The organism is Stenotrophomonas sp. STEN014, assembly GCF_056760315.1.
In genome coordinates this window covers 84,717-110,952 of sequence record NZ_JBRREN010000004.1, presented here as the reverse complement: position 1 = coordinate 110,952, position 26,236 = coordinate 84,717, and the positions used below count along the sequence as shown (strand labels likewise).

The following is a 26,236-nucleotide window of genomic DNA, read 5'->3' as shown; positions in this document are numbered from 1 at the left end:
CCGCTGGCAGCACCAGTGCGTCAACCCGGCCTGCGCAGCGACGTTGCGACCTCAGCGCAGTGCCGGAGGATAGGCGCGTCCGTCGCGCAGCGGCCGGAAGTAGTCGGCCTGCGCATAGAAATCCGGATCCTGCCGGGGATGCCAGCCGGGAATGCCGGCCAAGGGCAAGGGCCGCAGTTCGGCGGGCGTGGCAAGAACAGCGCCATCGGCAATGGCCGCCGCGACACGCGCAACGCAGGCAAGATCCTCTCCCCCCTGCACCACCACGCACTTGCCAACCAGCAAACGCCCCGGCACCAGCATCTGCTCCATCAGCGCATGACCGATGACAGCGGCAACCGCGATATCGCCATTGCGCCACTGCGCGGCATGGATGTGGAACAGCCGGCGCCACTCGTGCTTGTCCCAGGCATCGAGTAGACGGCTGTCGCGTACCCGCACGATGACCCCGGTCTCGTCGAACTGGGTCAGCGCCTGCTGCGCCCGATTGCGCTCGCCCGGCCCCATCTGCGCGATGTGCCGGCACTGCTGCAGGTTGAGAGCATGCTTGATGGCGGGATGACGCACCCAGACCATCGCATTGAACAGGTCATGCCAGTTCTGCGGACGCGTGGCGATGTATCCCTGCGCGATACGGGTCTCGTAATGCAGGCCGTCGGCCAGCAGCGCACCGTCCTGCTCCACGAACCGTTTGCCCGACGGTGACATGCGCGCGTTGAGCGCGGCGATAGTGGGCCACGCCGGGGCCGTCATCCAGTCGCGACAGGCGCCAAAGTCGGCGAATAGCGGATGCGTGAAACACGCTGGCGCCATCTCCCCGCGGAGCGGGGCGATGAAGCGGCGCCGGCCGTTGCCAGCGCCTAGAGCCGGGACCGATCCGGTCACAGCACCTTGAGGTCGAACGCCGGCTTGGCGTGCTCGATGACCGCGTCACCGAACAGGTCATGCTCGTCGCTGTCGGTGATCTGGACATTGACGAACTGGCCCACGTGCAGCTTGGCTTCATCGGCGTTCTGGATATGCACCAGGCCATCGATTTCCGGGGCATCGGCCTTGGAGCGGGCCACCGCGATACCGTCTTCGATACCGTCGATCAGGCACTGCTGCACGCTGCCGATCTTGGCTTCGAGTTTGGCGGCGGAAATGGCGGCCTGCTTCTCCATGAAACGGGCCAGACGTTCCTGCTTCACGTCCTCCGGCACCGGGTCCGGGAGGTCATTGGCGGTGGCGCCTTCCACCGGCGAGTAGGCGAACGCGCCCACGCGGTCGAGCTGGGCGGTATCGAGGAAATCCAGCAATTGCTCGAACTCGGCATCGGTCTCGCCCGGGAAGCCGACGATGAAGGTCGAACGCACGGTGATGTCCGGCGCGATCTGGCGCCAGCGCAGCACGCGCTCCAGGGTCTTGTCGACCGCGCCCGGGCGCTTCATCAGCTTGAGGATGCGCGGGGAGGCGTGCTGGAACGGGATGTCCAGATAGGGAAGGATCTTGCCCTCGGCCATCAGCGGCACCACCTCGTCCACGTGCGGGTACGGGTAGACGTAGTGCAGGCGGGTCCAGGCATCGAGCTCGGACAAGCCTTCGCACAGCGCCTTCATCCGCGTGGCGTATTCCTTGCCGCGCCAGCTTCCCGGCGCGTATTTGCGGTCCACGCCGTAGGCCGAGGTGTCCTGCGACACCACCAGCAGCTCGCGTACGCCGCCCTTGACCAGACGCTCGGCCTCGCGCAGCACCTCGTCGACCGGACGCGAGACCAGATCGCCGCGCATCGAGGGAATGATGCAGAAGCTGCAACGGTGGTTGCAGCCTTCGGAAATCTTCAGATAGGCGTAGTGGCGCGGAGTCAGCTTGATGCCGTAATCGGGCACCAGATCCACGAACGGGTTGTGCTTGGGCGGCAGCGCGGCATGCACCGCCTCCATCACCGTGGTGTAGTCCTGCGGACCGGAGACCGACAGCACGTCCGGGTAATGCTCGCGGATCATGTCGCCCTTCTTGCCCAGGCAGCCGGTGACGATGACCTTGCCGTTCTCGTTCATCGCCTCGCCAATGGCGTCCAGCGATTCGGCCACGGCCGAGTCGATGAAGCCGCAGGTATTGACCACCACCACGTCGGCCGCGTCATAGGACGGGACGATGTCGTAGCCCTCCACCCGCAGCTGGGTGAGGATGCGCTCGGAATCGACGAGGGCTTTCGGGCAGCCAAGGCTGACGAAGCCGACTTTGGGGTTCAGCTGGGACATGTTCACAGAATTCTGGGGGCCGGAGCCGGAGGGCCGCAGGGCCGGAAAGGCGGCGATTATACCGGTCGCCAGCCGGCACATCCGGCACCACGCTGAACAAGGGCATGCGTTAATAGGCAGCCCCGCAAAGGAGTCCCGCCCATGTCCCAGTGGATCGATCTTCCCAGCGCCGCCGGCCCGGTCCGGGCCTGGCAAGCCCTGCCCGCCACCACGCCGCGCGCCGGCCTGGTGGTGATCCAGGAGATCTTCGGCGCCAACGCCCATATCCGCGATGTCGCCGGGCAGTACGCCGCCGACGGCTATGCGGTGCTGGCCCCGGCCTTCTTCGACCTGCTCGAACCCGGCCTGAAGCTGGACTACGACGCCGCCGGCACCGCACGCGGCAAGGCACTGGTGGACGCGCTGGGGGTGGACCGCGCCGTGACCGTGGTCCACGCCGCCGCTGCGGCATTGGCGCCCTACGGCAAGGTCGGCACGGTCGGCTATTGCTGGGGGGGCACCATCGCGCTGCTGGCCGCGCAACGGCTGGGCCTGCCTTCGGCCAGCTACTACGGGGCGCGCAATGTGCCGTTTCTCGACACGCCCTTCAAAGCCCCGGCCATCTTCCACTTTGGCGACCAGGACCCCTCGATCCCTGCCACCGCCGTTGCAGCGCACCGTGAAAAGCAACCGGCAATGCCGGTATATGTGTACCCGGCCGGCCACGCCTTCAACCGCGAGGCCGGCCCGCATTACCACGCCCCCAGCGCAACACTGGCGCGCGAACGTACCTTGGCCTTCTTCAGCGAGAACCTGCGATGACCGAAGCTGTGACGTCCGATTTCGAACTAGATTCCCGCCTGGCGACCGACAGCGTATTGATCGCTGACGGCCTACTGTCCCAGATCCGGCTGATGAACGACGACCGTTTTCCCTGGATCGTGCTGGTCCCGCGCGTGGCCAACGCCAGCGAGTGGATCGATCTGGATGGCGGTCAGCAGCGCCTGCTGCTGGCCGAGATCAACCAGATCTCGCAGCACCTGAGGCAGAAGCCCAACGTCACCAAGATCAATATCGGCGCGTTGGGCAATATCGTGCGCCAGCTGCATATCCACCTGATCGGGCGCAACGAGAACGATGCCGCCTGGCCGGGGCCGGTGTGGGGCAGCGGCAAGGCGCAGCGCTTTGATGCCGATGTGCTGACCCAGCGTGTCGAAATCTGGCGGCAGCGGCTACGATAGGCCACCTTCACCGACGGACACACCAGCCGATGCGCTCCAACCTGATCGCCGCCCTGATCCTGATCATCGTCGGCCTGTTTTTCCTGGCCAAAAACCTGGGCTGGATCAACGGCAACATCGGCTCGATGCTGGCCACCTGGTGGCCGGCGATCCTGGTGGCGGTGGGCATCGGCATGCTGTTCGGCCGCGGCAAGTAAGCCGCCGCAACGACCGGAAAGCAGAAGGGCACGGAATTCCGCGCCCTTTTTCGTATCGCCCCACGGCCACCATCAGGTGCGCGGCAGGGTCACCCCGGTCTGGCCCTGGTACTTGCCGCCGCGATCCTTGTACGAGGTTTCGCAGATGTCGTCCCGGTCCGCCTGGAAGAACAGCATCTGCGCCACGCCTTCATTGGCATAGATGCGCGCCGGCAGTGGCGTGGTATTGGAGAACTCCAGCGTCACGTGCCCTTCCCACTCCGGTTCCAGCGGGGTCACGTTGACGATGATCCCGCAGCGCGCGTAGGTGCTCTTGCCCAGGCACACCACCAGCGTGTCACGCGGAATGCGGAAATACTCCACGGTGCGGGCCAGCGCGAAGCTGTTCGGCGGGATGATGCACTCGTCGGCCTCGATATCGACAAAGCTCTTCGGATCGAAATGCTTCGGATCGACGATGGTGGAGTTGATGTTGGTGAACACCTTGAACTCGCGCGAGCAACGCACGTCATAGCCGTAGCTGGAGGTGCCGTAGCTGACGATCCGCTGGCCATCCACCTGCTTCACCTGGCCGGCCTCGTACGGCGCGATCATGCCGTGCTGCTCGGACATGCGGCGGATCCAGCGGTCGCTCTTGATGCTCATTCAGTGTGATCCTGGTTTCGTTGCGCCGCAACATGCCTGCGGCTGGGGTGGTCGATTCTAGCCCAGGCCCGGCACCAGACCACAGCCGCGAATCCTCATCACCTATATATAGGAAGGGGCCGGATGCCGGCCCCTTGCGCAGAGCGCCTTCAGAGCAACGAGGCGCTGATCGGAATGCTGGCGCGCGGACGCTTGTCCAGTTCCTCCACCATCCGTCGCGCCGCAGCTAGGTAGGCCTGCGCCGCCCCCGATTCCGGTGCCGCCGCGACAATCGGCGTGCCGGCATCCCCCTGCTCGCGGATGCCGATATCCAGCGGCAGCGAGCCCAGCAACGGCACCCCGTACTGCTCGGCGATGCGCTGGCCGCCGCCTTCGCCGAACAGATGCTCGACATGGCCACAGTTCGAACAGGTGTGCACGGCCATGTTCTCGACGACGCCCAGCACCGGCACTTCGACTTTTTCGAACATTTTCAGCGCCTTGCGCGCGTCCAGTGTAGCGATGTCCTGCGGCGTGGTCACGATCACCGCACCGGCCACGGGAATCTTCTGCGACAGCGTCAGCTGGATGTCACCGGTGCCCGGCGGCAGGTCGATCAGCAGGACGTCCAGGTCGTCCCACAGCGTGTCGTTGAACAGCTGGGTCAGCGCCGTGGTCGCCATCGGTCCACGCCAGATCATCGGCGAGTCCTCCTCGATCAGGAAGCCGATCGACATCGCCTCCACACCGAACGCCCGCAACGGCTCGATGGTCTTGTTGTCCGGGCTTTCCGGACGACCGCTCAAGCCCAGCATCGCCGGCACGCTTGGACCATAGATGTCCGCATCCAGCACCCCGACCCGTGCACCCAACGCCTTCAGTGCCAACGCCAGGTTGACCGACGTGGTGGATTTGCCCACCCCGCCCTTGCCCGAGCCCACCGCAATGACATTGCGGATGCGCGGATGGGGGGAGAGGCCCTTCTGGACGCGATGGGAGGCCAACGAGGCAAATGGAGAGGCTGATTTCATACCACAGGTTTCCTATGAAACATTTTCAAAATTAGTGCATTTCCATGAATTATTCGTTAATGTCAGGTTACGTTCATGAAGGCGACCAAGGCGACTTCATTGCCAACTTGGCCACTAAGCATGTACCGCCGATTCTAGACTCCAAGGGAGAGATACACGTGCAGAGCAGCAAGACCAATTCATTCAAGCGCAATGTGCTGAGCAGCGCTCTACTGACAGCGATCATTTTGCCGGGCGCCGCTTTTGCCCAAGACCAAGCCGCTGCCAGTGGCGAGAAGGCAACCAACCTTGATCGTGTCTCGGTCGTCGGTTCGCGCATCAAGCGCGTGGACGTAGAAGGTCCGGCTCCGGTCACGGTCATCACCCGTGCAGATATCGACCGCGAGGGTTTCCAGACCGTCGGCGACATGCTGCAGACGCTGACCCAGAACACCACCAGTTCGTTCACCGGCGACCTGGCCGTCACCGGCTTCACGCCGAACGCCCAGGTAGTGAACCTGCGCAACCTGGGCCCGGGCTACACCCTGACCCTCATCAACGGCCGCCGCCCGGCGCAGTACCCGCAGCCTTACAACCGCGACAACAACGTGGTCAACATCAAGGCAATCCCGAGCGCGATCGTCGAGCGCGTGGAAGTGCTGACGGGCGGCGCCTCGGCGATCTACGGCTCTGACGCGGTTGCCGGTGTGGTCAACATCGTCACCCGCAAGAACTATGACGGCAACGAAATCCGCCTGAGCGCCGGCACCACCGAGGAAGGTGGCGGCGACAGCTTCAAGCTCGAATACACCGGTGGCACCACCGGCGACCGCTGGACGGCGATGTATGCCTTCCAGTACAACGCCAATGAACCGGTGTTCGCCAGCCAGCGCGATGTACTGGCTGACACCCGCAACAATCCGTATGGCATCGCGGTCAACCCGGGCCTGAGCCTGGTGGCACTGAGCGCCGCCGGCCTCAACGGCCACATCCGGAACCACAACGTGGTGTATGACGCCGCAGCCTGTGATGCGCTGGGCTTCACCACGGTGACTACGCCCGCGCGCGGCACCTACTGCGGTAGCTACGACAGCAGTGCCAGCCGCTCGATCTCGAACAAGAACAACTCCTACAGCGGCTATTTCTCGGGCACGTTCGATTTCACCGACAACATCCAGGGCTTCGGCAACGTCAGCTACTACACCACCGACGCCAAGGCGTCCGGCGGTACCGAATTCTGGGGCACGTCGGGCGACCGTTTCACCAAGAGCCCGACCGGTGCGGCCACCAGTGCCTACTACGATGCCACGCTCAAGGACCTGATTCAGCTGCAGCGCGTATTCATGCCGTCCGAACTCGGCGGCAACGAAGCTGCGTCGACGCTGTACGACGAGCAGACCTACGACATCACCTTGGGCGTGACCGGCACCATCGCCGACCGCTTCGACTGGGAAGCCAGCGTCAACTACGGCAAGTACGAGTACGAAGCCGATCGCCCGCGCCTGCTGGCCAAGGCTGTCCACGATTACTTCCTGGGCCCGCAGCTGGGCTACAACGGCAATTACCCTGTCTACAATCTGAATCTGGACCGCTGGAACGCGCCGATCACCCCAGAGATCTACCGCTCGTTCGCCACGCGGGTCAAGAACAAAGCCGAATCCACCTCCGGTACGGCCAACTTCAACGTCAGCGGCGACCTGTTCGAGTTGCCGGCGGGTCCGCTGGGCTTTGCCGCAGTGCTTGAAGCCACCCGCCAGACGACCGACCTGGTCAGCGACTACCGCACCGATCAGACCCGTCCGATCGACGAGAACACGATCTACAACCTGACCAGCTCTGGCGAAACCCACGGCTCGCGTGACCGCTATGCCGTCGGCGCCGAATTCCGCGTGCCGATCTTCAGCAACCTGTCGATGAACCTCGCCGGCCGCTGGGACAAATACGACGACATCACCGCGGTAGACGACGCCAAGACCTACAACATCGGCCTGGAATTCCGTCCGTTCGACAACCTGCTGCTCCGCGGCTCGTATGCCACCAGCTTCCGCGCTCCGGACATGCAGCTGGTCTATGCCCAGGGTGCCGCGTCCTTCTCGACCATCCTGGACGAATACAGCTGCCGTTCGGGCACCGGTCTGGGCCAGGCAGCGGGCACGCCGGGGCGTACCCGCGCTCAGTGCAATACCACCAATGACATCACGCTCTACCAGGCACAGTCGTTGATTGCCGGCAATCCGCTGCTGAAGGAAGAGGAAGGGAAGTCCTGGGGTGCCGGCTTCGTGTGGGACATCGTCGACAACATGTCGCTCACGGTGGACTACTACAAGATCCGCCTGCAGGATGCTTCCACGCAGCTCAGCTCTACCTATCTGCTGCAGAACGAAGCGAACTGCCGCCTGGGCACGCGTCCTGACGGCTCGGCGTTTGAGTACAGCATGGATTCGGCGTACTGCCAGAACCTCACCTCGCTGGTCACGCGCACCAGCGCACCGGGCACGACGCTGGATGGCCGCATCCAGAAGATCAACACCGCCTATATCAATGCAGCGCTGCAGGAAACCAGCGGCATTGACGCCTCGTTCAAGTACTCCTACGACACCGACCGTCTGGGCACCTTCAAGCTGGACCTGGGCTACTCGCTGGTGTTGACCAACAAGTACCAGGAGAACGACGACGATACGCTGACCGACTACCGTGACCTGCCGCTGTTCGACTACAGCCAGCGCAGCCGTGCCCGCGGCACCCTGGGCTGGAGCCGCGACGACTGGGCGGTGACCCTGTTCGGTACCCGTATCGGTTCCAATTGGAACAATGCGTGGGACAAGCGCCTGGCACCGTGGATGGTCTACAACCTGCAGGTCGGCAAGAAGTTCACCCCGAACGTACGCGCCGAGTTCACGGTCATCAACCTGACCAACAACCAGTTCCGCGAAGATCCGACCTATACCGCCTACCCGTACTTCCAGCAGTACATCGGCGCGGATCCGCTGGGCCGCCGCTACAACCTGACCGTGTCCTACCGTTTCTGATAGGGCCACTTTCGTGACACACGGAGCCCGGCTAAATGCCGGGCTCCGTTTTCCTACACCCGTCATCCAAGGAGTATGGATTTGAAGTACCTCACCCCTCTGATGCTGGCGATCGCACTGGCCGGCGCCGGTAGCGCACACGCGCAGCAGTACTCGGTCAAGGATTTCATGGGGCATGCCGCCTATGGCAATGCACGCATATCCCCGAACGGTGAATACCTCGCGGTCACCGTCGATCATGGTGATCAGGATGTCCTCACCGTGTTGCGGACCTCGGACCTGAAGGTACTGAAGGTCAACCAGCTGCCGGACAAGAAGAGCGTCGGCTCCTTCCAGTGGATCTCGCCTGACAGGCTGATGTTCAACGCGGTAAAGAAGATGGGCGGCTTCGCCCAGCCGTTCAATACCGGCGAATGGTTTGCGGTGAACGCCGATGGCACGCAGCCTGTGCCTGTCATCTTCTACGGCACCCGTGACGCCACCCAGCGCGGCAAGACGGTGGGGGCCGAGAGCTACTCCCTGCTTGACTCGCTCAAGGGCGACGACCGCAATGTGATAATGCAGGCCCGATATCCGCGCTCAACGGAAGGCGCGGGCACGGAGGTGTACCGGGTGGATACCGTCAGCGGCCGCCGCACCTCGCTTGGCCGCGCGCCGAAGTCCAATTGTTCCATCGCCCTGGACGCCGCCAAGGAACCGCGCTTTGCGGTGTGTTCCTCCAGCCGTGACGAATCCGGCGAATACGACGAGCGCACTGAGCTGTATCGCCGCGACGGCCAGAACTGGACCCTGGTGAACGCCTCCAAGACCGATGGCAAGCATCTCTGGGTGGACCGCACCACGGACGATGGAATCGTGTACGCCAGCCAAGACGACGGCAAGGCGCCAGCGGCCATGGGCACCCTGGACACCACTACCGGCGAATTCCGCCAGCTGTTTGCCGATCCGGTGGCCGAGGTTTCCCGAGTGATATGGTCTACCGACCGCAATACACCCCTGGCCGTGGTGACCGAGGCCGGCGCCCCGAAAGTGACGATGCTCAATGAATCGCACCCGGATGCGGAGTTGTATGCATCGCTGGCAGCCGCTTTCGATGGGCAGATGGTGGATTTTTCCAGCTATACCGAAGATGGCCGGAAAATTCTGGTGTCGGTCTACAGCGACGCCAATCCAGGCGAGCTTTACCTGTACGACCGCGACAGCGGCAAAGCCCGCTTTCTGATGACGCGCCAAGCGCATCTGGATCCGAAGAAGCTGGCAACCACGCGCCCCTTTTCTTTCACTGCGCGTGATGGCCGCGCCATCTATGGCTATCTGACCATCCCCAACGGCAGCGACGGCAAGAATCTGCCACTGATCGTAAATCCGCATGGCGGACCGATCGGCCCCCGCGACAACTGGGGCTACAACCCCGAAGCCCAATTGTTCGCCAGCCGCGGTTACGCCACGCTGCAAGTCAATTTCCGCGGATCTGGTGGATACGGCAAGGCGTTCGAGAACGCGGGCCATCAGCAATGGGGCCAAGGTATCCAGAATGACATCCTCGATGCCACACATTGGGCGATCGACAACGGCCATGCGGATCGCAACCGGATCTGTATATACGGCGGCAGTTTCGGCGGCTATTCATCACTAATGGCACCGATCCGCGAGCCCGGGTTGTTCAAATGCACCTTCGGTTACGTCGGCGTGTACGACATCGACATGATGTTCAAGCGTGGCGACATTCCCGATAGCGCGAATGGCCAGCGCTTCCTGCGCCGCACCCACGGTACTGATGCGAGCATCTGGGCGCAGAACTCACCGGCGCGCCGCGCCGCCGAGGTGAAGATTCCTGTTTACCTCGCTGCTGGCGCACGTGATGTGCGGACACCGCCGGAACAGACTGAACTGATGGCCAAAGCCCTGACCGAAGCGGGCAACAAACCGGAGGGGATCATCATCCAGCCAGGTGAAATGCATGGTTTCTACGGCGAAGAAGCCCGGGTGAAGGTCTACACGGAAATGCTGAACTTCTTCAATCGCCACATCGGCGAAGGCAAGGTCAGCGTGGGAGGCCCCGCCCCGGCGATCGACGGCACCTGAACGCCGTCACATCCGCGCGCCAGATACGTCCTGGCAGAGGGCAACGAAGGGGCGTTCACGCCCCTTCGTTCCGCCGGAGAGAGTGACTTTCGGCAATTTCGCCCAACGTTTCGACCACCCAATATCCCCCGACGACATGGACAGCACCAAGGAAACCACAGATGCGTAGAAGCGCCGCCACCCTCACCGTTCTACTGTTGGCAATGGCCAGCACCGACCTGGCCTGGGCCGGAAAGAACACTGCCCCCCTGACTGAGGACCCAACCCAGGATGCGCTGATGATCAGCGCCGGCTTCCTCAATGGCCATCCGGATCTGCGCTTCAGGCTGCTGGCGCTGGAAAAGCGCCAAGCCGGAAAGCTCGATGACGCCTTCAAGTTTTTTCAGCGGGCTGCGTATTACGCAGACAAGCCCTCGCAGGGCATGGTGGCTGAGATGCTGTGGAATGGTACGGGTACCCCACAGGACAAGTCAGCCGCTTACGCTTGGATGGATATGGCCGCAGAGCGCGGTTACGAGGGATTTCTCGAGCTCCGCGAACGTTACTGGGCGGCTCTCGACGAAGCACAGCGGGAGCGCGCGATCAGTCTGGGGCAGGATATCTACGCGCGTTATGGAGACGAGGCGGCACTCCCACGAATCGCCAACGAGATCCGCAAGGAGCGAAAAGCCGTGACAGGCAGCCGTACGGGCTTCGCCGGCAACTTGAAGATCTACGTGCCCGGTCCTGCCGGCAGCATGGAGGAGATCGACGCAACAAAGTTCTACGACGACCGCTATTGGGATCCGAAGCAGTACCAGGCCTGGCATGACGCGATCTGGATGAAGCCGCGAGTGGCGCGGGTGGATATCGGCGGTGTGGAGCAGGTGCCGGCCGCGCCTGACAAGCACTCGCGCATTCCCCAGGTGGCGCCACAGGTGGATGCTCCAGAACCGGTCACGGAGGACGCAATGCCAAAGCTGAACGAGGGCGCAGGAAAGCGCTGAACACGTTCCGGAACCATCCCCAACGGCCGCATCAGCGGCCGTTGTCTTTCAGTATCTCCCGCGCCGCATTGTGCCCCGGCGCTCCAGTGACGCCGCCGCCGGGATGGGTGCCGGAGCCGCACAGATACAGGCCCGGGATCGCACCGCGATAGTTGGCCTGGCCGATCATCGGCCTGGCACTGAACAGCTGGTTGAGGCTCAACGCGCCATGGAAGATATCGCCTCCGATCAGGCCGAAGGTTCGCTCCAGATCCAGCGGACTCAGGATCTGCCGGCCCAATACGGAATCGGCAAAACCCGGGGCGTACTTGTCGACCGTGGCGACCATCAGGTCGGCCACTTCCTCGCGGTGATCGTCCCAGCTGCGCCCCTCGGGCAGTTGCGGCGCGACGTGCTGGCAGAACAGGCTGGCCACGTGCTGCCCCGGCGGTGCCAGCGAGTCGTCCAGGGTACTGGGGATCAGCATTTCCACCACCGGCTCGCGCGACCAGCCGTACTGGCGTGCGTCCAGGTACGCGCGATCCATGTAGTCCAGGCTCGGGGCAAGGATGATGCCGGCGGTGAGATGGTCGCCCGGCCCGGGCAGCGCGCGGAAGTCTGGCAGCCGCGACAACGCCACGTTCATGCGGAATGTGCCCGATCCGCAGCGCCAGTTGTGCATGCGCTCCCGCGTGGCGACGGGCACATCGACCGGATCACACAGTTGCTCGTACAGCAGCTTCGGATTGACGTTGGCGACGACAGCTTTGGCGCGCAGTTCTTCGCCGCTGCCGGTGACCACGCCGACCGCCCTGCCCTGTTCGACCAGCACCTTCGCAACGCCCATTCCGGTACGGATCTCCACCCCCGCCGCCAAGGCCGCGCGCGCCATCGCCTGGGTGATCGCGCCCATGCCGCCGACGGCATGCCCCCAGGCCCCTTTGACGCCATTGCTCTGGCCGAACACGTGGTGCAACAGCACGTAGGCGGTGCCAGGCGTATACGGACTGGCATAGTTGCCGACAATGCCGTCGAAACCAAACAGTGCCTTGATCGGAGCGCTCTCGAACCAGCGATCCAGATACTCGGCCGCCGACAGGGTAAATAGGTCCAGCAGTTCCTGCTTCAGCGCCGCATCCAGCGAGTGCAGCTGCAGTCCGAGTCGACCGGCCTTCCACAGTTCCGGCAGCGCCTGCAGCCAGCGGCCATCGGTCACGTTGGGCGGCGCCTGCAGCGCAAGTGCGCGCAGCACATCGGCAAAAATCTCCAGACGCCGCTCGTAGGCCGGCAGCCGCTCGGCATCCCGCGCCGAGAATTTGGCCACTTCGGCCTGCGTGCGCCCGCCACCGGCCAGCAGGTACCGGCCCTGCGGCAAGGGCAGGAAATTGTTGATCCGCCGCGGCACCACCCGCAGGCCATGCCGCTCCAGCGCCAGCTCGGCGATCACCTTGGGCTGCAGCAGCGACACGGTATAAGCGGCCACCGAATTGCGGAAACCCGGGTGGAACTCCTCGGTCACCGCCGCACCGCCAACCACGTCGCGCCGCTCCAGCACCAGCACGCGTCTGCCGGCCTTGCCCAGGTAGGCGGCGCAGACCAGGCCGTTGTGGCCGCCGCCGATCACAATCGCGTCCCACGGACGATTCGCTGTCTTGGTCATGGCCGCTGTATAGCACTACCGGCGGCCCGGGCGAACGCATTCGCGGCCCATGACCTTCTACACCCTTTCCTCATCGGTTTCAGGCGTATCTTCCTGCGTTGGCCCCGGCTCCCGCGGCCCCATCTGTGCTCCGAAACCGGCCTGGAGGCCTATCCCGTGATCGCTCGCAAACCGCAGATCCTACTGCTGACCCTGGCCGTGTCGGCCGTGCTGGTCGGCTGCAAGAAAGAAGAAACCCCGGTTGCTCCGGCCGCCGCGCCGGCCGCTGCCGCCACCGAACTGAAGCTGGACGAATCCAAGCTGCCGGCCTACAACGCCTTCAGCGCCGCGGATCTGGATCCCAGCAAGGACGCCTGCACCGATTTCGGCGGCTACGTGAATGACAAGTGGCTCAATGCCAACGAGATTCCGGCCGACCGCACCAGCTGGGGCGCCTTCACCATCCTGGACGAGCGCTCGGTGGCCGTGCAGCACCAGTTGGCCGAGCAGGCCGCGGCGATGAAGAACGCCACCGGCATCGAAAAGATCGTCGGTGACTTCTGGGCCTCGGGCATGGACGAAGCCAAGATCAATGCGCTGGGCATCACCCCGCTGAAGGCCGACCTGGCCGCGATCGATGCGTTGACCGATACCGCCGCCATCGCCAACTACCTGCGCAGCAGCGCGGCCAAGGGCGAGAACATGCTGTTCGGCTTCGGCCCGGAGGCGGACTTCAAGAATTCGACCATGAACATGGCCTACGCCAGCCAGGGCGGCCTGGGCCTGCCGGATACCACCTACTACACCGAGGCCGGCAAGGCCGACAAGCTCAAGGCCTACCAGGACCACGTGGCCAAGGTGCTGGAGCTGGCCGGCGTGCCGGCGGCCGACGCCGCCAAGCAGGCCGAGGACGTGATCAAGTTCGAGACCCGGCTGGCCAAGGCGTCCAAGTCCAGCGTCGAGCTGTCGCGTGACGTGTCGCTGTATTACAACCCGGTCACCGTGGCCGACGCCGACAAGCTGACCCCGAACTTCAGCTGGAGCGCGTTCTTCCAGGCCCAGGGCATCGCCGCGCCGGCGACGTTCTCGCTGGCCATGCCGGCCTTCCACCAGGAAGTGAGCAAGATGCTCGGCGATACCGATCCGGCCGTGTGGCGCGCCTACCTGCGCTTCCACACCGTGGACAGCGCATCGCCCTACCTGAGCAACGATTTCGTGCAGCAGAACTACGCGTTCTACGGCAAGGAACTCAACGGCCAGAAGGAAATCAAGCCGCGCTGGAAGCAGGTGCTGGGTACGCTGGAAAACAACGCCGGTGAAGCCTTCGGCCAGATGTACGTCAAGGTCGCCTTCTCGCCCGAAGCCAAGGCCAAGATGGAAGTGCTGGTGAAGAACCTGGCCGACGCGCTGAAGGACCGCATCCAGAATCTGGCGTGGATGAGCGACGAGACCAAGGCCAAGGCCATCGCCAAGTGGGAAACCTTCACCCCGAAGATCGGCTACCCGGACAAGTGGCGTGACTGGTCGGGCCTGAACACCACCCACGACGATTACCTGGGCAACGTGCGCGCGGCCAACGCCTTCAACTACAAGTGGGCGCTGGGCAAGATCGGCCAGCCGGTGGACAAGACCGAGTGGGGCATGACCCCGCAGATGGTCAACGCCTACTACAACCCGCTGCAGAACGAGATCGTGTTCCCGGCCGCCATCCTGCAGCCGCCGTTCTTCGATCCGAACGCCGACGATGCACTGAACTACGGCGGCATCGGTGCGGTGATCGGCCACGAGATGACCCACGGCTACGACGACCAGGGCAGCCGCTTCGGGCCGACCGGCAACTTCGAGAACTGGTGGACCCCGGCCGACGCCAAGGGTTTCTCCAGCCGCACCGGCAAGCTGGTCAACCAGTTCAACGAGTACAAGGTGGGCGAGCAGAACGTCAACGGCAAGCTGACCCTGGGCGAGAACATCGCCGATCTCGGCGGTCTGGCCACGGCCTACGACGCCCTGCAGAAGGCCACGGCCGGCAAGGAGGATCCGAAGGTGGAGGGGCTGACCCGCGATCAGCGCTTCTTCGCCAACTGGGCCACCGTGTGGCGTACCAAGTACACCCCGGAGAACGCCAAGGTCCGTCTGGCTACCGATCCGCACGCCCCGGCGCAGTTCCGCGCGATGGGCGCGCCATCGAACCTGCCGACCTTCGCCGCGGCGTTCCAGTGCAAGGCCGGTTCGCCGATGGTCCGCACCGGCGACAAGCAGGTGGTGATCTGGTAATCGCGGCCACGCCGTGAGGTGACACCCGAAGGCCCGGCATTGCCGGGCCTTCTTTTATCTCCGATCGCCACGCCGCCGCTTCAGGACGCGGGTCGCACAACGCGGCGATGGCGCTCCCTCGGCCTTGCCACGGCTTGCTAAACTCCGCCCACTTTGTCCTTCCGCGGATATGCATCACATGCCCAACGTTCGCCCGCTTTCGCTTGCCCTGGCCTTGAGCCTGGTCACCGTGCTGTCCAGCTCCGATGCCGAGGCCGCCCGCAAGAAAGCTCCCGCCCGGGCGCAGGCGACCAGTGCCGCCTGTACCGATTTCTACGAAATGGCCAATGCCGACTGGCTCAAGGCCAATCCGGTGCCGCAGACCGGCGCGGTCACCGCGCTGGGCCAACTGGCCGGCAACACCCGTCTCCAGCAGCGCCAGCTGCTTGATCGCGCGATGAATGCCCCGCAGGGCAACGTGCAGAAACTGCTGGGCGATTTCTGGGCCAGCGGCCTGGATGAGGCGGCGGTAGAAGCCGACGGCTCCAAGCCGATCGCGCCGCTGCTGACCCGCATCAATGCCATCAAGAAGGCCAAGGATGTGCCGGCCTCGATCGCCGCGCTGCACCAGGTCGGCATTCCGGTGGCCTTCAATTTCGCCCCGGACGTGGACCTGAAGGCGCTGGACCGCCACATCGGCTACTTCATGCAGGGCGGCATGGGTCTGCCGGACCCGGCGTTCTACACCCGCACCGATGCCGACACCGTCGCGCTGATGGGCCGCTACCGTGCCTATGTGAAGCAGATCCTGGCGCTGACCGGCACCCCGGCCAACCAGCTCGACGCCGAGTCGGCGCAGGTCATCGCGCTGGAAACCGAGCTGGCGCGCAGCGCGCAGCCGGTAGCCGACATCAACAACCCGTTCAACAACTACGCGCCGGTCCCGACCAAGGACCTGGGCCGCTACCGCAACCTGCAGCTGGACGCATTCCTCAAGGCGCAGGGCGTCAACGACGACCTGGTGTCGATGGCCGATCCGGCCCTGTTCCAGCAGCTCAACGGCATGGTCGCGCGGCTGCCGGCCGCGCAGTGGAAGGCCTACCTGCGCTGGCGCGTGGGCGATGCGATGGCGCCGTACCTGTCCAAGGGCTTCCGCGATGCCTCCTTCGAATTCCGTGGCCGGGTCCTGCGTGGCCAGACCATCGCCCCGGCACGCGCCGATGCGGTGCTGGACGCCATCAACGTGGCCGCCGGCCCGATGCTCGGCCACGAGTACGCCGCCACCTACCTCAGCCGTGATGCCCGCCGCCAGGCCGGGGTGATGGTCGACCAGATCCGCGAGGCGCAGCTGGCCGCCGTCAAGCGCAGCACCTGGCTCAGCGCTGAAGCCAAGGCCGAAGCCGAAGCCAAGCTGGCCGCACTGAAGATCGAGATCGGCACCCCGCTGCGCGATCTGGACTACACCGTGCAGCCGATGGGCCGCGGCAGCTTCGGCGGCAACATGCTGATCGCCTCGACCTGGCGCCACGGCCAGGAAATGAAGCGTATCGGCAAGGGCAACGCCGACCGTCGCTGGGACGTGCTGCCGCAGCAGCCGGCGATCAACTACGACCTGGCGCAGAACCGCCTGATCGTCACCGCCGCCGCGCTGCAGGGGCCGATCTTCGTCGACAAGGCCAGCACCGCGGAGAAGTTCGGCGCCTACGGTGCGCTGGTGGCCCACGAGATCAGCCGTGCCGTCGATGCCAAGGGCGCGCTGATCGATGCCCGGGGCGAGCTGCGCAGCTGGTGGACGCCGTCCGACAAGACCGCCTGGACACTGATCGGCAACCGCGTCGCCGCCCAGTACAGCGCCTATCCGTTCCCGGGCGTGAAGGATGCCAAGGTCAACGGCCAGCTGACCCGTGACGAGAACATGGCCGACATCTCGGGGGTGGAGATCGCCTGGGAAGCCTTCAGCGCCGCGCAGCCCGATGCCAAGCCGGCCGACAGGCAGGCCTTCTTCAAGGCGTGGGCGGGCCTGTGGCCGGCGCAGCTCTCGCCCAACGAGGCGGTGCAGCGTCTGGCCAGCGATGTGCATGCGCCGGGCCGCTGGCGCAGCAACGCGCCGCTGTCGAACCTGCCGGCCTTCGGCGCCAGCTTCAGCTGCAAGCCGGGCCAGCCGATGCAGCGCACCGACGCCGAGCAGATCAGGATCTGGCGTTGACCGCCGGCTGATGCGGGACATGGAAAAGGCGCGGAATCCGCGCCTTTTTCTTTGCCCTCGATCGGACCTACTTCACCCGCCGCAGGTGGTTCGGCCGCCCGCTGCCGCCGCCCCCGCGCGGCTTGAACGGCGGCTGCCCGCGCCAGTAGCGGATCAGCAGCCAGCCGAACAGCATGCCGCCCAGATGCGCGAAGTGGGCCACGCCCGGCTGCCAGCCGGTGAAGCCCAGCATCAGCTCCATGGCGCCGAACACGATCACGAAGGTCCGCGCCTTCATCGGAATCGGCGGGAACAGCAGCATCACCCGCTGGTTCGGGAACAGCATGCCGAATGCCAGCAGCAGCCCGAACACCCCGCCCGAGGCGCCCAGCACCGGAGCGCCCTCGCCCATCAGCGCGGCCACCAGCAGCTGGCAGACACCGGCACCGGCCACCGTCACCAGGTAATAGGTCAGGAAGCGCTTTTCGCCCCAGGTCTGCTCCAGCGGCGCACCGAACATGAAAAGCGCGAGCATGTTGAAGAACAGATGGCCGAAGCTGCCGTGCAGGAAGCCGTAGGTCAGCAGCTGCCACGGCTGGAAGTTCTGCCCCGGCGAGAACGCATCAAAGCCGTGCTCGCTGAGCGGCCACAGCATGAACGGAGCGAAGGTGTCGTTCCCCAGCAGGAACGGCTGCTGCAGGAGGAACAGCACCACATTGGCGATCAGCAGCGCCCGGGTAATGGTAGGCAGTCGGGAAAACATGTCGGCATCCATTGGAATTGCCGACATGATAGCCGCAGCGTCTAGCCCGGCCCCCAGACCGCCGCATCCAGATCGCGCGCGGGCCGCGGCCGCCTGACCCGCCCGTTCTCGACCACCACACCCTCGGCACGCAGGCGCTGGCTCTGTTCGTGCCAGCCGGCCGAGCCTTCGGCCATCGCGATGCGGCCGTCCGAGCGCAGCACCCGGTGCCAGGGCAGCGCCGGATCGTCGTTCATGCCCAGCAGACGGGCAACCAGCCGCGCCCGCCCCGGCAAGCCGGCCCTGGCCGCGACCTCGCCATAGCCCAGCACCTGCCCATGCGGAATCTGCCGGATCACCTGGTAGATCCGTGCGTGACCCACTGCCGGAGCCGGCCCCGCACTCATTGTTTCTTCGCCACGCCGCTGCCCACCAGCAGCACCCCGCCCAGCACCAGCAAGGTGCCGGCGCTCTGCCACGGGCCCATCGGTTCGTCGAGCAGCCATACACTCAGCACAATGGTGGAAACCGGACCCAGCATACTCACCTGCGCGGCCAGCGATGACCCGATGCGCTTGACCCCGACCATGATCGCCAGCACCGGCAGCACCGTGCACACGGTGCCGTTGAGCAGCGACAGCCCATACACCGGCGGCGCATACGTCCACAGCGCCGCCACCGGCTGGAACAGCAGGTACTGGCCGATGCACAGCACGCAGGCCACCGTACTGGCATAGGCCGTCAGCCGTACCGCGCCGATCCGCGCCACCGCCTGGCCGCTGCCGAACAGATAGACGGCGTAACTCAGTGCACTGGCGAACACCAGCGCCGAACCGAGCAAGGTGCGCGCCCCATCAAGCCGGATGTCATGGCCGAAGGCCAGCAACACGCCCAGATAGCTCACCGCCAGCGCCGTCACCTGCCGCCACGTCGGCCGCTGCTTGAGCACCACCAGCGCGATCAGCACCACCAGCGTCGGGCTCAAGTACAGGATCAGTCGCTCCAACGTCGCGGTGATGTACTTCAGGCCCAGGAAATCCAGATAGCTGGACAAGTAGTAACCGGTAAAACCCAGCACCGCCACCCGCCACAGATCACCGCGCGCCAACGGCGACGCCCGGCGCGCGGCCCAGATCCCCATCGCCAGGAAAAATGGAAACGCCACCAGCATGCGCAACGCCAGCAATGCGGTGGCATCCACGCCATGCCGGTAGGCCAGCTTGACGATCACCGCCTTGCCCGAGGCCATGATGGCGCCGGCGCCGGCCATCAGCAGGCCGCTGACCAGCACGCGACGGGAACTGCTTGGCAGCGGCGAGGAAGCAGATGGCAAGCCCGCAACCGGCGATCCGGTCACGGGCGGGAAAGAAGGAGTCACGGGACGACAGCATCGCAAGGGGAGATGGGCGGCCCATTATCCGGCCGCGTCCAGCAGCATGAAACCGGCCAGCGCTCCGCGGTCAGCGCATCAGCACCACTTCCTCGGCCGAGGTCGGGTGGATGGCCACCGTGTCGTTCATCTGCGCCCGGGTGACGCCGGCCTTCAGCGACACCGCAAAGCCCTGCAGGATCTCGTCGGCGCTCTCACCCAGCAGGTGGATGCCGACGACTTTCTCCTCTTCGCCCGCGCAGACCATTTTGAACACGGTGCGCAGCTCGCCCTCGCCCAGCGCCTGCAGCATCGGCCGGAACCGGCTGTGGTAGGTGCTCACCCTGTCAAAGCGCTTGCGCGCTTCCTCCTCGCTCAGACCCACGCTGCCCAACGGCGGATGCGAGAACACCACGCTGGGCACGTTGTCGTAGTCCAGCCGCGCCTGCGGCTGGCCACCGAACAGGCGGTCCATCAAGCGGCGCGCGGCGGCCACCGCCACGGGCGTCAAGGTCACGTGCCCGGCCACATCGCCGACCGCGTGGATGCTCGGCACCGCACTGGTCTGGAATGCGTCCACCACCACCTGGCCCTTCTCGCCCAGCACCACACCGGCCTGCTCCAGCCCCATATCCCGGGTGTTGGGCGCCCGCCCGGTGGCGAAGATCACCTGCTCGAACACCGCCTGCTCCGTTCCGTTGTCCAGGGTGGCGCGGATCTGCCCACCGTACTGCTCCAGCCGCTGGATCTGGCAGCCGAAGTGCAGCTCCACCCCCTGCAGGCGCAGGTTCTCAATCAGCTGATCGGCCAGCTCGGCGTCGAAGCGTTCCAGCAGACGCTGCCCGCGCACCAGCATCACCACCTCGGCGCCCAGCGCGCGCAATACGCCGGCCAGCTCCACCGCGATATAGCCGCCACCGACGATTCCAACTCGGGACGGACACCGGCGCAGTGCGAAGAAATCATCGGATACCCCCCCCAGCTCCGCGCCGGGGAAACGCGGGCGCACCGGCTGGGCGCCGGTGGCGATGACGATGTACTGCGTACGCAGCCGGGTGCCATCGGCACATTCGACCGTGTGCGCATCGATCACCCGTCCGCGCTGGTGCACGCGGGTGACGCCGGTTTCGTCCAGGCGGCGCTGGTAGCTGGCGTGGATATTGGCGATGTACTGCTGGCGCTGCCGCAACAGTTCGGGCCAGTCCACCTGCGGTCTCTGCGGCACGTCGAAGCCCAGCCGCGACGCCAGCGCAATGCGCTCAGCCAGCTCCGCCGCCAGCCACATGGCTTTTTTCGGCACGCAGCCGACATTGACGCAGGTGCCGCCCAGCTCGGCTGGCTCGAGCATCGCCACGCGCGCGCCATAGGACGCGGCGCGGAACGCGGCGGCCAATCCGCCCGAGCCACCCCCGATCACCACCACATCGAAATCGCGTGCGCTCATTGCACGCCCCCGCCGTGAGGGAAGATCAGGGCGATTACGGGCACGCGGCCAGTCGTCAGGTCAGTCATCGGTTGTCAGCTCCCACTCCACACACCGGTCCGGAGCATGCCATGAGCGGCCGCGAGCCAGGCGTGAGCATGCCGCGACGCGCGTGTCTGGCACCATCAACACGACCTGCATTCGGCACGCATCCCGATCGCGCGAGCTCGACCAACACCGACGTCGCGGCAAGTCCGCTGGCGCCGCCGTTGTCATCAGCGCATCCGCTTGAACCAACGGGCCAGCCGACCTACTGCGCCGCGTCGCGGGGCCGGCGCAGCGGCGGCACCTGCAGATAGGTGAACGCACGCCACAGCCATTCCGCAGGCCCGAAGCGGAAGTACCGCAGCCACCAGTGGCTGACGATGACCTGCACACCGAACAGCAGCACAGCAAACAGCAGCTGCCAGGCACGACCCGTCTGCTCGAACCAGCCCAGCCCGTAGCCGTAGAACACCAGCGTGCACACCAGCGATTGCAGCAGGTAGTTGCTCAGTGCCATGCGCCCGGCCGGTGCCAGCCAGTGCAACGCCCCGCTCAGCCGCACGCCCCAGCCCAGATAGCCCAGGCACATCAGCAATCCGGCGATCGCGGTCAGCGCCGAGGCGATTCCGACGCGCAGGTCGAACCGGCCAGGAGCGATATAGTCCAGGATGTAGACGCTCAGCAGCATCACCGCCAGCCCGGCCGGCAGCGCCAGCCAGCGCAGGCCTGCCCACAGGCGGGCATGCTGGTCCGGGCGGATGATCGCGCCGCTGCGCGCGAACCAGCTGCCGATCAGGAACATGCCCAGCACCTGGGGCCCAACCAGCATCAACACGCTCATCGCCACCCCGATATCGCGCAGACGCTGCCGCAGCGCGTCCAGATAGCCGCCGTGCGCATAGGCCTGGCGCTGGCGCTCGATACTGGCCAGTGCCTCGCTGGTCATTGCCGCCCTGGCGTCATCGGGCACGAACTGCATCACCAGCCCGATCAGCAGCAGCAACGCCACGGCGGCCAGATAGCTGGCAACCCCCAGCAACGGCAGCCAGCGCGCCGGCACCTGCCGGAACGCCAGCAGCAGGAAGGACAGCAACGCATAGACGATCAGAATGTCGCCAGACCACAGCAGCACCGCATGCAGCACGCCGATCACCAGCAGCCCCAGGCTGCGGCGCAGGTAGAACCAGGCGAAGTCGCGTCCTGCCGTCTCGGCGCGTTGCGCCATCACCGCAAAGCCCACACCGAACAGCAGCGAGAACAGGGTGAAGAATTTGCCCTGCACGAAGAGGTAGACGAAGCCATCGGCCCAGCGGTCGATCCCCTGCCAGTGCTGGTCGATACCGGTGAAGGACAGATCCATCGGCCCGCTGAAGGCCTCGATGTTCATCAGCAGGATGCCAAACAGCGCCAGGCCACGCAGCACATCCAGCGTGCCGATACGTTCGTTCGGTGCAACAGGGTGGTAGGTGAGATCGGACAAGCTCAGGACTCCTTCTGGCATACGTGGGCGGCATCGTGCGACCCGGGCAACAGCTGGGGACGTCAAACCGGTATCAACCGCGGAGAACGCCCAGGCGCCGTCGAGGCGCCGGTGACCGCGGGCGGGAAAGTTGCGCCGGCAGCCTGCCCGTCACACAGGAAAACGGCCCGCGTTGGCGGGCCGTTCCTTATCTCATGACACTGGCAGCTGCACTCAGTGCTGGTGACCACCGTCGCCATGCACGTGGCCGTGCTGCACTTCTTCCTCGGCCGCTTCGCGCACTTCCACGATCTCCACGTCGAAGTGCAGGTCCTTGCCGGCCATCGGATGGTTCAGGTCGACGTCGACCACGGTCAGGCCGATCTTCTGCACGGTGACCGCACGCGGACCGAAGTTGGTCTGCAGGATCACCTGCGCACCCGGCACCAGACGGGTATTGCCGAAGTGCTTCTTGGGCACGCGCTGGGTCAGGCCCTCGCGACGCTCGCCGTAGGCATCGGCCGACTTCACATCCACGCCGAAGCTCTCGCCGGCTTCCTTGTCCATCATCGCCGCTTCCAGGCCCGGAATGATGTTGCCGTGGCCGATCAGGATCGCCAGCGGATCACGGTCCTTGGAGCTCTCGATCGGCTCCTGGCCGACTTCCGAGACGGTGTAGTGGAAACGGACAACGCGGTCTTTTTCGATCTTCATGCCTAACTCTGTCTGCTGGCTGCCCGAGGCAGGTGTTGGAACGGCCTTGCCGGCCGCCGGGGGCGCCGCCATGATGACGGCCTTCTGAGGTGGCGCATTATCAAGGCTCCATGCACATCACGCCAGTTTTCCGCTTTCACACGTGGCGCCTGCCGGCGCTGTTGCTTGCGATCACCGCCCTGGCGGCCTGCGGCCACAGCCCGCCCAGGCCGGACGCGGCGCCGGCAGCATCCCGCTATTCCCCGGTGCGCCCGACCGATCCGGCCGCAACCTCGGCGGTACTGATGCGGGCGCTGGGACTGGTCGGCACGCCCTACCGCTACGGCGGCAACACGCCTGAATCGGGCTTCGACTGCAGCGGCCTGGTCACCTATGTCTATCGCGACATGCTGGCATTGAACCTGCCGCGCACGTCCCGGGAACTGGCCGCCATCCAGGGACCGAAGATCGATCCGCGGCAACTGGCCAATGGCGATCTGGTGTTCTTCGGCGACCGCGGCAACGTCTGGCATGTCGGCATCTATGTCGGTGAAGGCCGGTTCGTGCATGCCCCCAGCACCGGCGGCACGGTACGGCTGGACTCCCTGGAGGGTCCCTACTGGCGGGACCACTACAGCGGCGCAAAGCGGGTTCTACACTGAATATGAACAAATTCAACATAGAAAAAACGAAAATTTAACGGAATTTGTACCAAAAGCATCCTCAGGCAGGGCATGATCGCCCATCGATTTTTTCTGTGACTGCCGCGTGACGAATAAAAACACGTCCTACTCGAGCCAGCCCAAGTACTCGAATCCACTGCTCCGCCGGCTGTTTTGCGCCGCGGCACTGGCCCTGACCTCGCTTCCCGCCCTCGCCCAGAGCGCTGCCGAAGCAGAACCCGCCGCCGCCAAGCCGGCCGCGAAGAACGAAACCCCGCGCAGCAAGGCCGATGCTGCGGCTACGGCTACACTGGCGGCCCTGCTGCCCCACCTGGCCGCCAACGACACCATTCCGCTGATGGACCGCTCGGCGATGTTCGCCGGCGACCTGAGCCGCCTGCTTTCCACTTATGACGCCTCCAAGAGTGTCGCCACCGCCACTGATGCCGCGTTGGCCCGCGACGAGGACGGCAAGGTCCAGTCGATCCTGCGCCGCGCGATGACCCTGCTGGGCACGCCCTACCGCTGGGGTGGCACCTCGCCGGACGCCGGCTTCGATTGCAGTGGACTGGTCGGCTATGTCTTCCGCACCGCGCTGGGCATCGAGCTGCCGCGCGTGTCCCGTGAAATGGCCAGCCAGGCCAGTTCGGAAATGATCAAGGACCGCGCCGCCCTGGTTGCCGGCGACCTGGTGTTCTTCGGCCGCAAGGGCCGGATCGACCACGTCGGCATCTATGTCGGTGAAGGCCGTTTTCTGCACGCCCCCAGCACCGGCAAGGACGTGCGGACCGATTCGCTGCTCACCGGTTACTGGAGCGGCAAGTTCATGCAGGCACGCCGCGTCGAACTGTAAGCCGTTCCAGCCGCATCTTCTGAAGGCCGCAGCTCACCCTGCGGCTTTTTTTGTGCAAAAAAGTGAATGCGCGGCCGGTAGAAATAAATGCGCGACATGCAATTCACCGCGCCTATTCAGGCCTGCAATGTGATTGCGCCCGTTTTCAGGTGGGGTATAAGGTGGGCCTGAGAAGCAAGGTGACCACGCATGGCTGCAACACCTGTCTCTACCCCAAAACGCTGCGTGATCTGGTTCGGACATCCGGGGATGCGTGAACGGATGGCACTGGCTGCCGATGGCTGGCAGATCCGCGAGGTACTGCCCCAGCAACCTGCGAACATCGGCATGCGCGGCGGCGACACGCTTGTCGGCCTGATCGATTTCCGCAAGACAACGGCGTCAGAGCTGGAACGCATCGAGAAAATCACCAGCGAACACCGGCACATGCCGCTGTTGGCCATCACTTCCGGCGGCATTCCCGGCAGCGAACCTTGCACCGCCCGGTTGCTGGCCGCCTGCCAACGGCACTTCCCGCATCCACCGGACCTGAAGGAGCTGGTCCAGCACCTGCAGATCCTGGGTAACAGCCCCGTCTCCCAGAGTGCTGAAAACGTGCTGGACAGCCTGCTGGGCGAAAGCACCTCGATGCTGGCCATGCGCGCGACCTTGCGCAAATTCGCGCCCGTCAACCTGCCGGTGCTGATCACCGGCGAAACCGGTACCGGCAAAGAGGTGGCCGCGCATGCGCTGCACCGTCTGTCCGAACGCAGCGATAGACCCTTCAATGCGATCAATTGCGGCGCCATTCCCGCCACGCTGGTGCAATCGGAACTGTTCGGCCACGAGCGTGGCGCGTTCACCGGTGCCACCTCGCGCCGTCAGGGGCTGTTTGAAACCGCACACACCGGTACCGTGTTCCTTGATGAAGTGGGCGACCTGCCGCTGGACGCCCAGACCAGTCTGTTGCGGGTGCTGCAGGAGGGCACCATCGAGCGGGTCGGCAGCAACCAGCCCATCAACGTCGACGTCCGTATCCTGGCGGCCACCCACGTGGATCTGGAGCAGGCGGTGGCGCGCGGCCAATTCCGCAGCGATCTGTACTACCGCCTCAATGTCCTGCGCCTGGTCATCCCTCCCTTGCGAAAGCGCGAAGGCGATATCGAATTGCTCGCCGGGCACTTCCTGCAAGCCTTCCGCGCGCGGCATCCGATCCGTGCGCGCGGCTACACCGCTGCCGCCCGCCATGCGATGGCCCATTTCAGCTGGCCAGGCAACGTACGCGAACTGCTCAACCGCGTGCAGCGTGCCGCGATCACCGCCGAGGGCGAGCTGATCAGCTGTGCCGACCTGGAACTCACCGCCACGGGTGCCGAAGCGGAGGGAGCGCAACTGGATCTGGCCCGCGCCGCGGCCGAACGGGACACGCTGCTGTCCTGCCTCGAGCAGAGCCGCTACAACGTCAGTGCCTGCGCGAGACTGATGAAGGTCTCGCGGGTCACCATCTACCGTCTGTGCCGCAAACACCAGCTGCCGCTGGAAACGATGCGCTGATGCCGGC

The 26,236-nt window shown here is 65.1% G+C and carries 22 protein-coding genes; 11 read left to right on the top strand and 11 right to left on the bottom strand.

Features of this window, described 5'->3' with window-relative positions:
* Positions 1–51 precede the first annotated feature (51 nt).
* Together ACVOMC_RS07160 and rimO are read right to left on the bottom strand one after the other, a co-directional pair.
* Positions 52–885, bottom strand: a complete 834-nt coding sequence (locus ACVOMC_RS07160; protein WP_481523413.1) for a DUF3025 domain-containing protein — start codon at positions 883–885, stop codon at positions 52–54.
* Positions 882–2,243: a 30S ribosomal protein S12 methylthiotransferase RimO gene (rimO, locus tag ACVOMC_RS07155; RefSeq protein WP_481523412.1), complete on the bottom strand. Its 1,362-nt coding sequence runs from the start codon at positions 2,241–2,243 to the stop codon at positions 882–884. The genes ACVOMC_RS07160 and rimO overlap by 4 nt, the downstream gene beginning before the upstream one ends.
* Before the next feature lie 141 nt (positions 2,244–2,384).
* On the opposite strand from rimO, the gene ACVOMC_RS07150 reads away from it, so the two are divergent.
* The 3 genes from ACVOMC_RS07150 to ACVOMC_RS07140 are packed head-to-tail and all read left to right on the top strand — an operon-like array spanning position 2,385 to position 3,660.
* Positions 2,385–3,044, top strand: coding sequence for a dienelactone hydrolase family protein (locus ACVOMC_RS07150; protein ID WP_481523411.1), 660 nt, complete (start codon positions 2,385–2,387; stop codon positions 3,042–3,044).
* Positions 3,041–3,463 carry an HIT family protein gene (locus ACVOMC_RS07145; RefSeq protein ID WP_481523410.1) on the top strand — a complete coding sequence of 141 codons (423 nt, stop codon included), beginning with the start codon at positions 3,041–3,043 and terminating at the stop codon, positions 3,461–3,463. Before ACVOMC_RS07150 ends, ACVOMC_RS07145 begins: the two co-directional genes overlap by 4 nt.
* Before the next feature lie 29 nt (positions 3,464–3,492).
* Positions 3,493–3,660: a LiaI-LiaF-like domain-containing protein gene (locus ACVOMC_RS07140; RefSeq protein WP_089153126.1), complete on the top strand. Its 168-nt coding sequence runs from the start codon at positions 3,493–3,495 to the stop codon at positions 3,658–3,660.
* A 72-nt stretch (positions 3,661–3,732) separates the two neighbouring features.
* Here the strand turns inward: ACVOMC_RS07140 and dcd are convergent, their stop codons facing one another.
* Both dcd and apbC read right to left on the bottom strand, forming a co-directional pair.
* Positions 3,733–4,305, bottom strand: a complete 573-nt coding sequence (dcd, locus tag ACVOMC_RS07135; protein WP_054657685.1) for a dCTP deaminase — start codon at positions 4,303–4,305, stop codon at positions 3,733–3,735.
* A 149-nt stretch (positions 4,306–4,454) separates the two neighbouring features.
* Entirely contained in the window at positions 4,455–5,315 is an 861-nt protein-coding gene (gene apbC / locus ACVOMC_RS07130) for an iron-sulfur cluster carrier protein ApbC (protein WP_481523409.1), read from the bottom strand.
* A gap of 158 nt (positions 5,316–5,473) precedes the next feature.
* Between apbC and ACVOMC_RS07125 the strand changes: the two genes are divergently transcribed.
* The 3 genes from ACVOMC_RS07125 (at position 5,474) to ACVOMC_RS07115 (ending at position 11,394) form a co-directional block, all read left to right on the top strand.
* Positions 5,474–8,323, top strand: a complete 2,850-nt coding sequence (locus tag ACVOMC_RS07125) for a TonB-dependent receptor domain-containing protein (RefSeq protein ID WP_054657681.1) — start codon at positions 5,474–5,476, stop codon at positions 8,321–8,323.
* 81 nt (positions 8,324–8,404) lie between these two features.
* The gene (locus ACVOMC_RS07120) at positions 8,405–10,408 is read left to right on the top strand and encodes an alpha/beta hydrolase family protein (RefSeq protein ID WP_481523408.1); all 2,004 of its coding nucleotides are present in this window, start codon (positions 8,405–8,407) and stop codon (positions 10,406–10,408) included.
* Between the two features lie 161 nt (positions 10,409–10,569).
* Positions 10,570–11,394, top strand: coding sequence for a hypothetical protein (locus ACVOMC_RS07115; protein WP_481523407.1), 825 nt, complete (start codon positions 10,570–10,572; stop codon positions 11,392–11,394).
* Positions 11,395–11,425: 31 nt separating this feature from the next.
* Here ACVOMC_RS07115 and ACVOMC_RS07110 read toward each other — a convergent pair whose 3' ends face one another.
* The gene (locus ACVOMC_RS07110) at positions 11,426–13,033 is read right to left on the bottom strand and encodes a phytoene desaturase family protein (protein WP_481523406.1); all 1,608 of its coding nucleotides are present in this window, start codon (positions 13,031–13,033) and stop codon (positions 11,426–11,428) included.
* Between the two features lie 159 nt (positions 13,034–13,192).
* On the opposite strand from ACVOMC_RS07110, the gene ACVOMC_RS07105 reads away from it, so the two are divergent.
* Both ACVOMC_RS07105 and ACVOMC_RS07100 read left to right on the top strand, forming a co-directional pair.
* Entirely contained in the window at positions 13,193–15,286 is a 2,094-nt protein-coding gene (locus ACVOMC_RS07105) for a M13 family metallopeptidase (RefSeq protein WP_199398878.1), read from the top strand.
* Positions 15,287–15,464: 178 nt separating this feature from the next.
* Positions 15,465–17,471, top strand: a complete 2,007-nt coding sequence (locus ACVOMC_RS07100) for a M13-type metalloendopeptidase (protein ID WP_481523405.1) — start codon at positions 15,465–15,467, stop codon at positions 17,469–17,471.
* Positions 17,472–17,538: 67 nt separating this feature from the next.
* Here ACVOMC_RS07100 and ACVOMC_RS07095 read toward each other — a convergent pair whose 3' ends face one another.
* The 6 genes from ACVOMC_RS07095 to ACVOMC_RS07070 form a co-directional block, all read right to left on the bottom strand.
* On the bottom strand, positions 17,539–18,213 hold the full coding sequence (locus ACVOMC_RS07095) for a rhomboid family intramembrane serine protease (RefSeq protein WP_481523404.1): 675 nt from the start codon (positions 18,211–18,213) through the stop codon (positions 17,539–17,541).
* A gap of 41 nt (positions 18,214–18,254) precedes the next feature.
* On the bottom strand, positions 18,255–18,599 hold the full coding sequence (locus ACVOMC_RS07090) for an MGMT family protein (protein WP_481523403.1): 345 nt from the start codon (positions 18,597–18,599) through the stop codon (positions 18,255–18,257).
* Positions 18,596–19,525 carry a DMT family transporter gene (locus ACVOMC_RS07085; protein ID WP_481523402.1) on the bottom strand — a complete coding sequence of 310 codons (930 nt, stop codon included), beginning with the start codon at positions 19,523–19,525 and terminating at the stop codon, positions 18,596–18,598. Before ACVOMC_RS07085 ends, ACVOMC_RS07090 begins: the two co-directional genes overlap by 4 nt.
* Positions 19,526–19,652: 127 nt before the next feature.
* Positions 19,653–21,005, bottom strand: coding sequence for a glutathione-disulfide reductase (gene gorA / locus ACVOMC_RS07080; RefSeq protein WP_481523401.1), 1,353 nt, complete (start codon positions 21,003–21,005; stop codon positions 19,653–19,655).
* A gap of 289 nt (positions 21,006–21,294) precedes the next feature.
* Positions 21,295–22,530 carry a DUF418 domain-containing protein gene (locus ACVOMC_RS07075; protein ID WP_481523400.1) on the bottom strand — a complete coding sequence of 412 codons (1,236 nt, stop codon included), beginning with the start codon at positions 22,528–22,530 and terminating at the stop codon, positions 21,295–21,297.
* A 192-nt stretch (positions 22,531–22,722) separates the two neighbouring features.
* Positions 22,723–23,202: an FKBP-type peptidyl-prolyl cis-trans isomerase gene (locus tag ACVOMC_RS07070; protein ID WP_481523399.1), complete on the bottom strand. Its 480-nt coding sequence runs from the start codon at positions 23,200–23,202 to the stop codon at positions 22,723–22,725.
* Between the two features lie 110 nt (positions 23,203–23,312).
* Between ACVOMC_RS07070 and ACVOMC_RS07065 the strand changes: the two genes are divergently transcribed.
* From ACVOMC_RS07065 to ACVOMC_RS07055, 3 genes are all read left to right on the top strand, one after another.
* Positions 23,313–23,843, top strand: a complete 531-nt coding sequence (locus ACVOMC_RS07065; RefSeq protein ID WP_481523398.1) for a C40 family peptidase — start codon at positions 23,313–23,315, stop codon at positions 23,841–23,843.
* 106 nt (positions 23,844–23,949) lie between these two features.
* A complete protein-coding gene (locus ACVOMC_RS07060) occupies positions 23,950–24,696 on the top strand; it encodes a C40 family peptidase (RefSeq protein WP_083468449.1) in 747 nt (248 codons plus the stop codon).
* Between the two features lie 189 nt (positions 24,697–24,885).
* Positions 24,886–26,229 (top strand): sigma-54 interaction domain-containing protein, encoded by a 1,344-nt coding sequence (locus ACVOMC_RS07055; RefSeq protein WP_481523397.1) that lies wholly within the window; start codon positions 24,886–24,888, stop codon positions 26,227–26,229.
* Positions 26,230–26,236 lie beyond the last annotated feature (7 nt).

Bases quoted from the DNA above. Each gene is read 5' to 3' on its own strand.
- rimO (WP_481523412.1), bottom strand. From the start codon at position 2,243: ATGTCCCAGCTGAACCCCAAAGTCGGCTTCGTCAGCCTTGGCTGCCCG.
- ACVOMC_RS07150 (WP_481523411.1), top strand. From the start codon at position 2,385: ATGTCCCAGTGGATCGATCTTCCCAGCGCCGCCGGCCCGGTCCGGGCC.
- ACVOMC_RS07145 (WP_481523410.1), top strand. From the start codon at position 3,041: ATGACCGAAGCTGTGACGTCCGATTTCGAACTAGATTCCCGCCTGGCG.
- ACVOMC_RS07140 (WP_089153126.1), top strand. From the start codon at position 3,493: ATGCGCTCCAACCTGATCGCCGCCCTGATCCTGATCATCGTCGGCCTG.
- dcd (WP_054657685.1), bottom strand. From the start codon at position 4,305: ATGAGCATCAAGAGCGACCGCTGGATCCGCCGCATGTCCGAGCAGCAC.
- apbC (WP_481523409.1), bottom strand. From the start codon at position 5,315: ATGAAATCAGCCTCTCCATTTGCCTCGTTGGCCTCCCATCGCGTCCAG.
- ACVOMC_RS07115 (WP_481523407.1), top strand. From the start codon at position 10,570: ATGCGTAGAAGCGCCGCCACCCTCACCGTTCTACTGTTGGCAATGGCC.
- ACVOMC_RS07110 (WP_481523406.1), bottom strand. From the start codon at position 13,033: ATGACCAAGACAGCGAATCGTCCGTGGGACGCGATTGTGATCGGCGGC.
- ACVOMC_RS07100 (WP_481523405.1), top strand. From the start codon at position 15,465: ATGCCCAACGTTCGCCCGCTTTCGCTTGCCCTGGCCTTGAGCCTGGTC.
- ACVOMC_RS07095 (WP_481523404.1), bottom strand. From the start codon at position 18,213: ATGTTTTCCCGACTGCCTACCATTACCCGGGCGCTGCTGATCGCCAAT.
- ACVOMC_RS07090 (WP_481523403.1), bottom strand. From the start codon at position 18,599: ATGAGTGCGGGGCCGGCTCCGGCAGTGGGTCACGCACGGATCTACCAG.
- gorA (WP_481523401.1), bottom strand. From the start codon at position 21,005: ATGAGCGCACGCGATTTCGATGTGGTGGTGATCGGGGGTGGCTCGGGC.
- ACVOMC_RS07075 (WP_481523400.1), bottom strand. From the start codon at position 22,530: ATGCCAGAAGGAGTCCTGAGCTTGTCCGATCTCACCTACCACCCTGTT.
- ACVOMC_RS07070 (WP_481523399.1), bottom strand. From the start codon at position 23,202: ATGAAGATCGAAAAAGACCGCGTTGTCCGTTTCCACTACACCGTCTCG.
- ACVOMC_RS07065 (WP_481523398.1), top strand. From the start codon at position 23,313: ATGCACATCACGCCAGTTTTCCGCTTTCACACGTGGCGCCTGCCGGCG.
- ACVOMC_RS07055 (WP_481523397.1), top strand. From the start codon at position 24,886: ATGGCTGCAACACCTGTCTCTACCCCAAAACGCTGCGTGATCTGGTTC.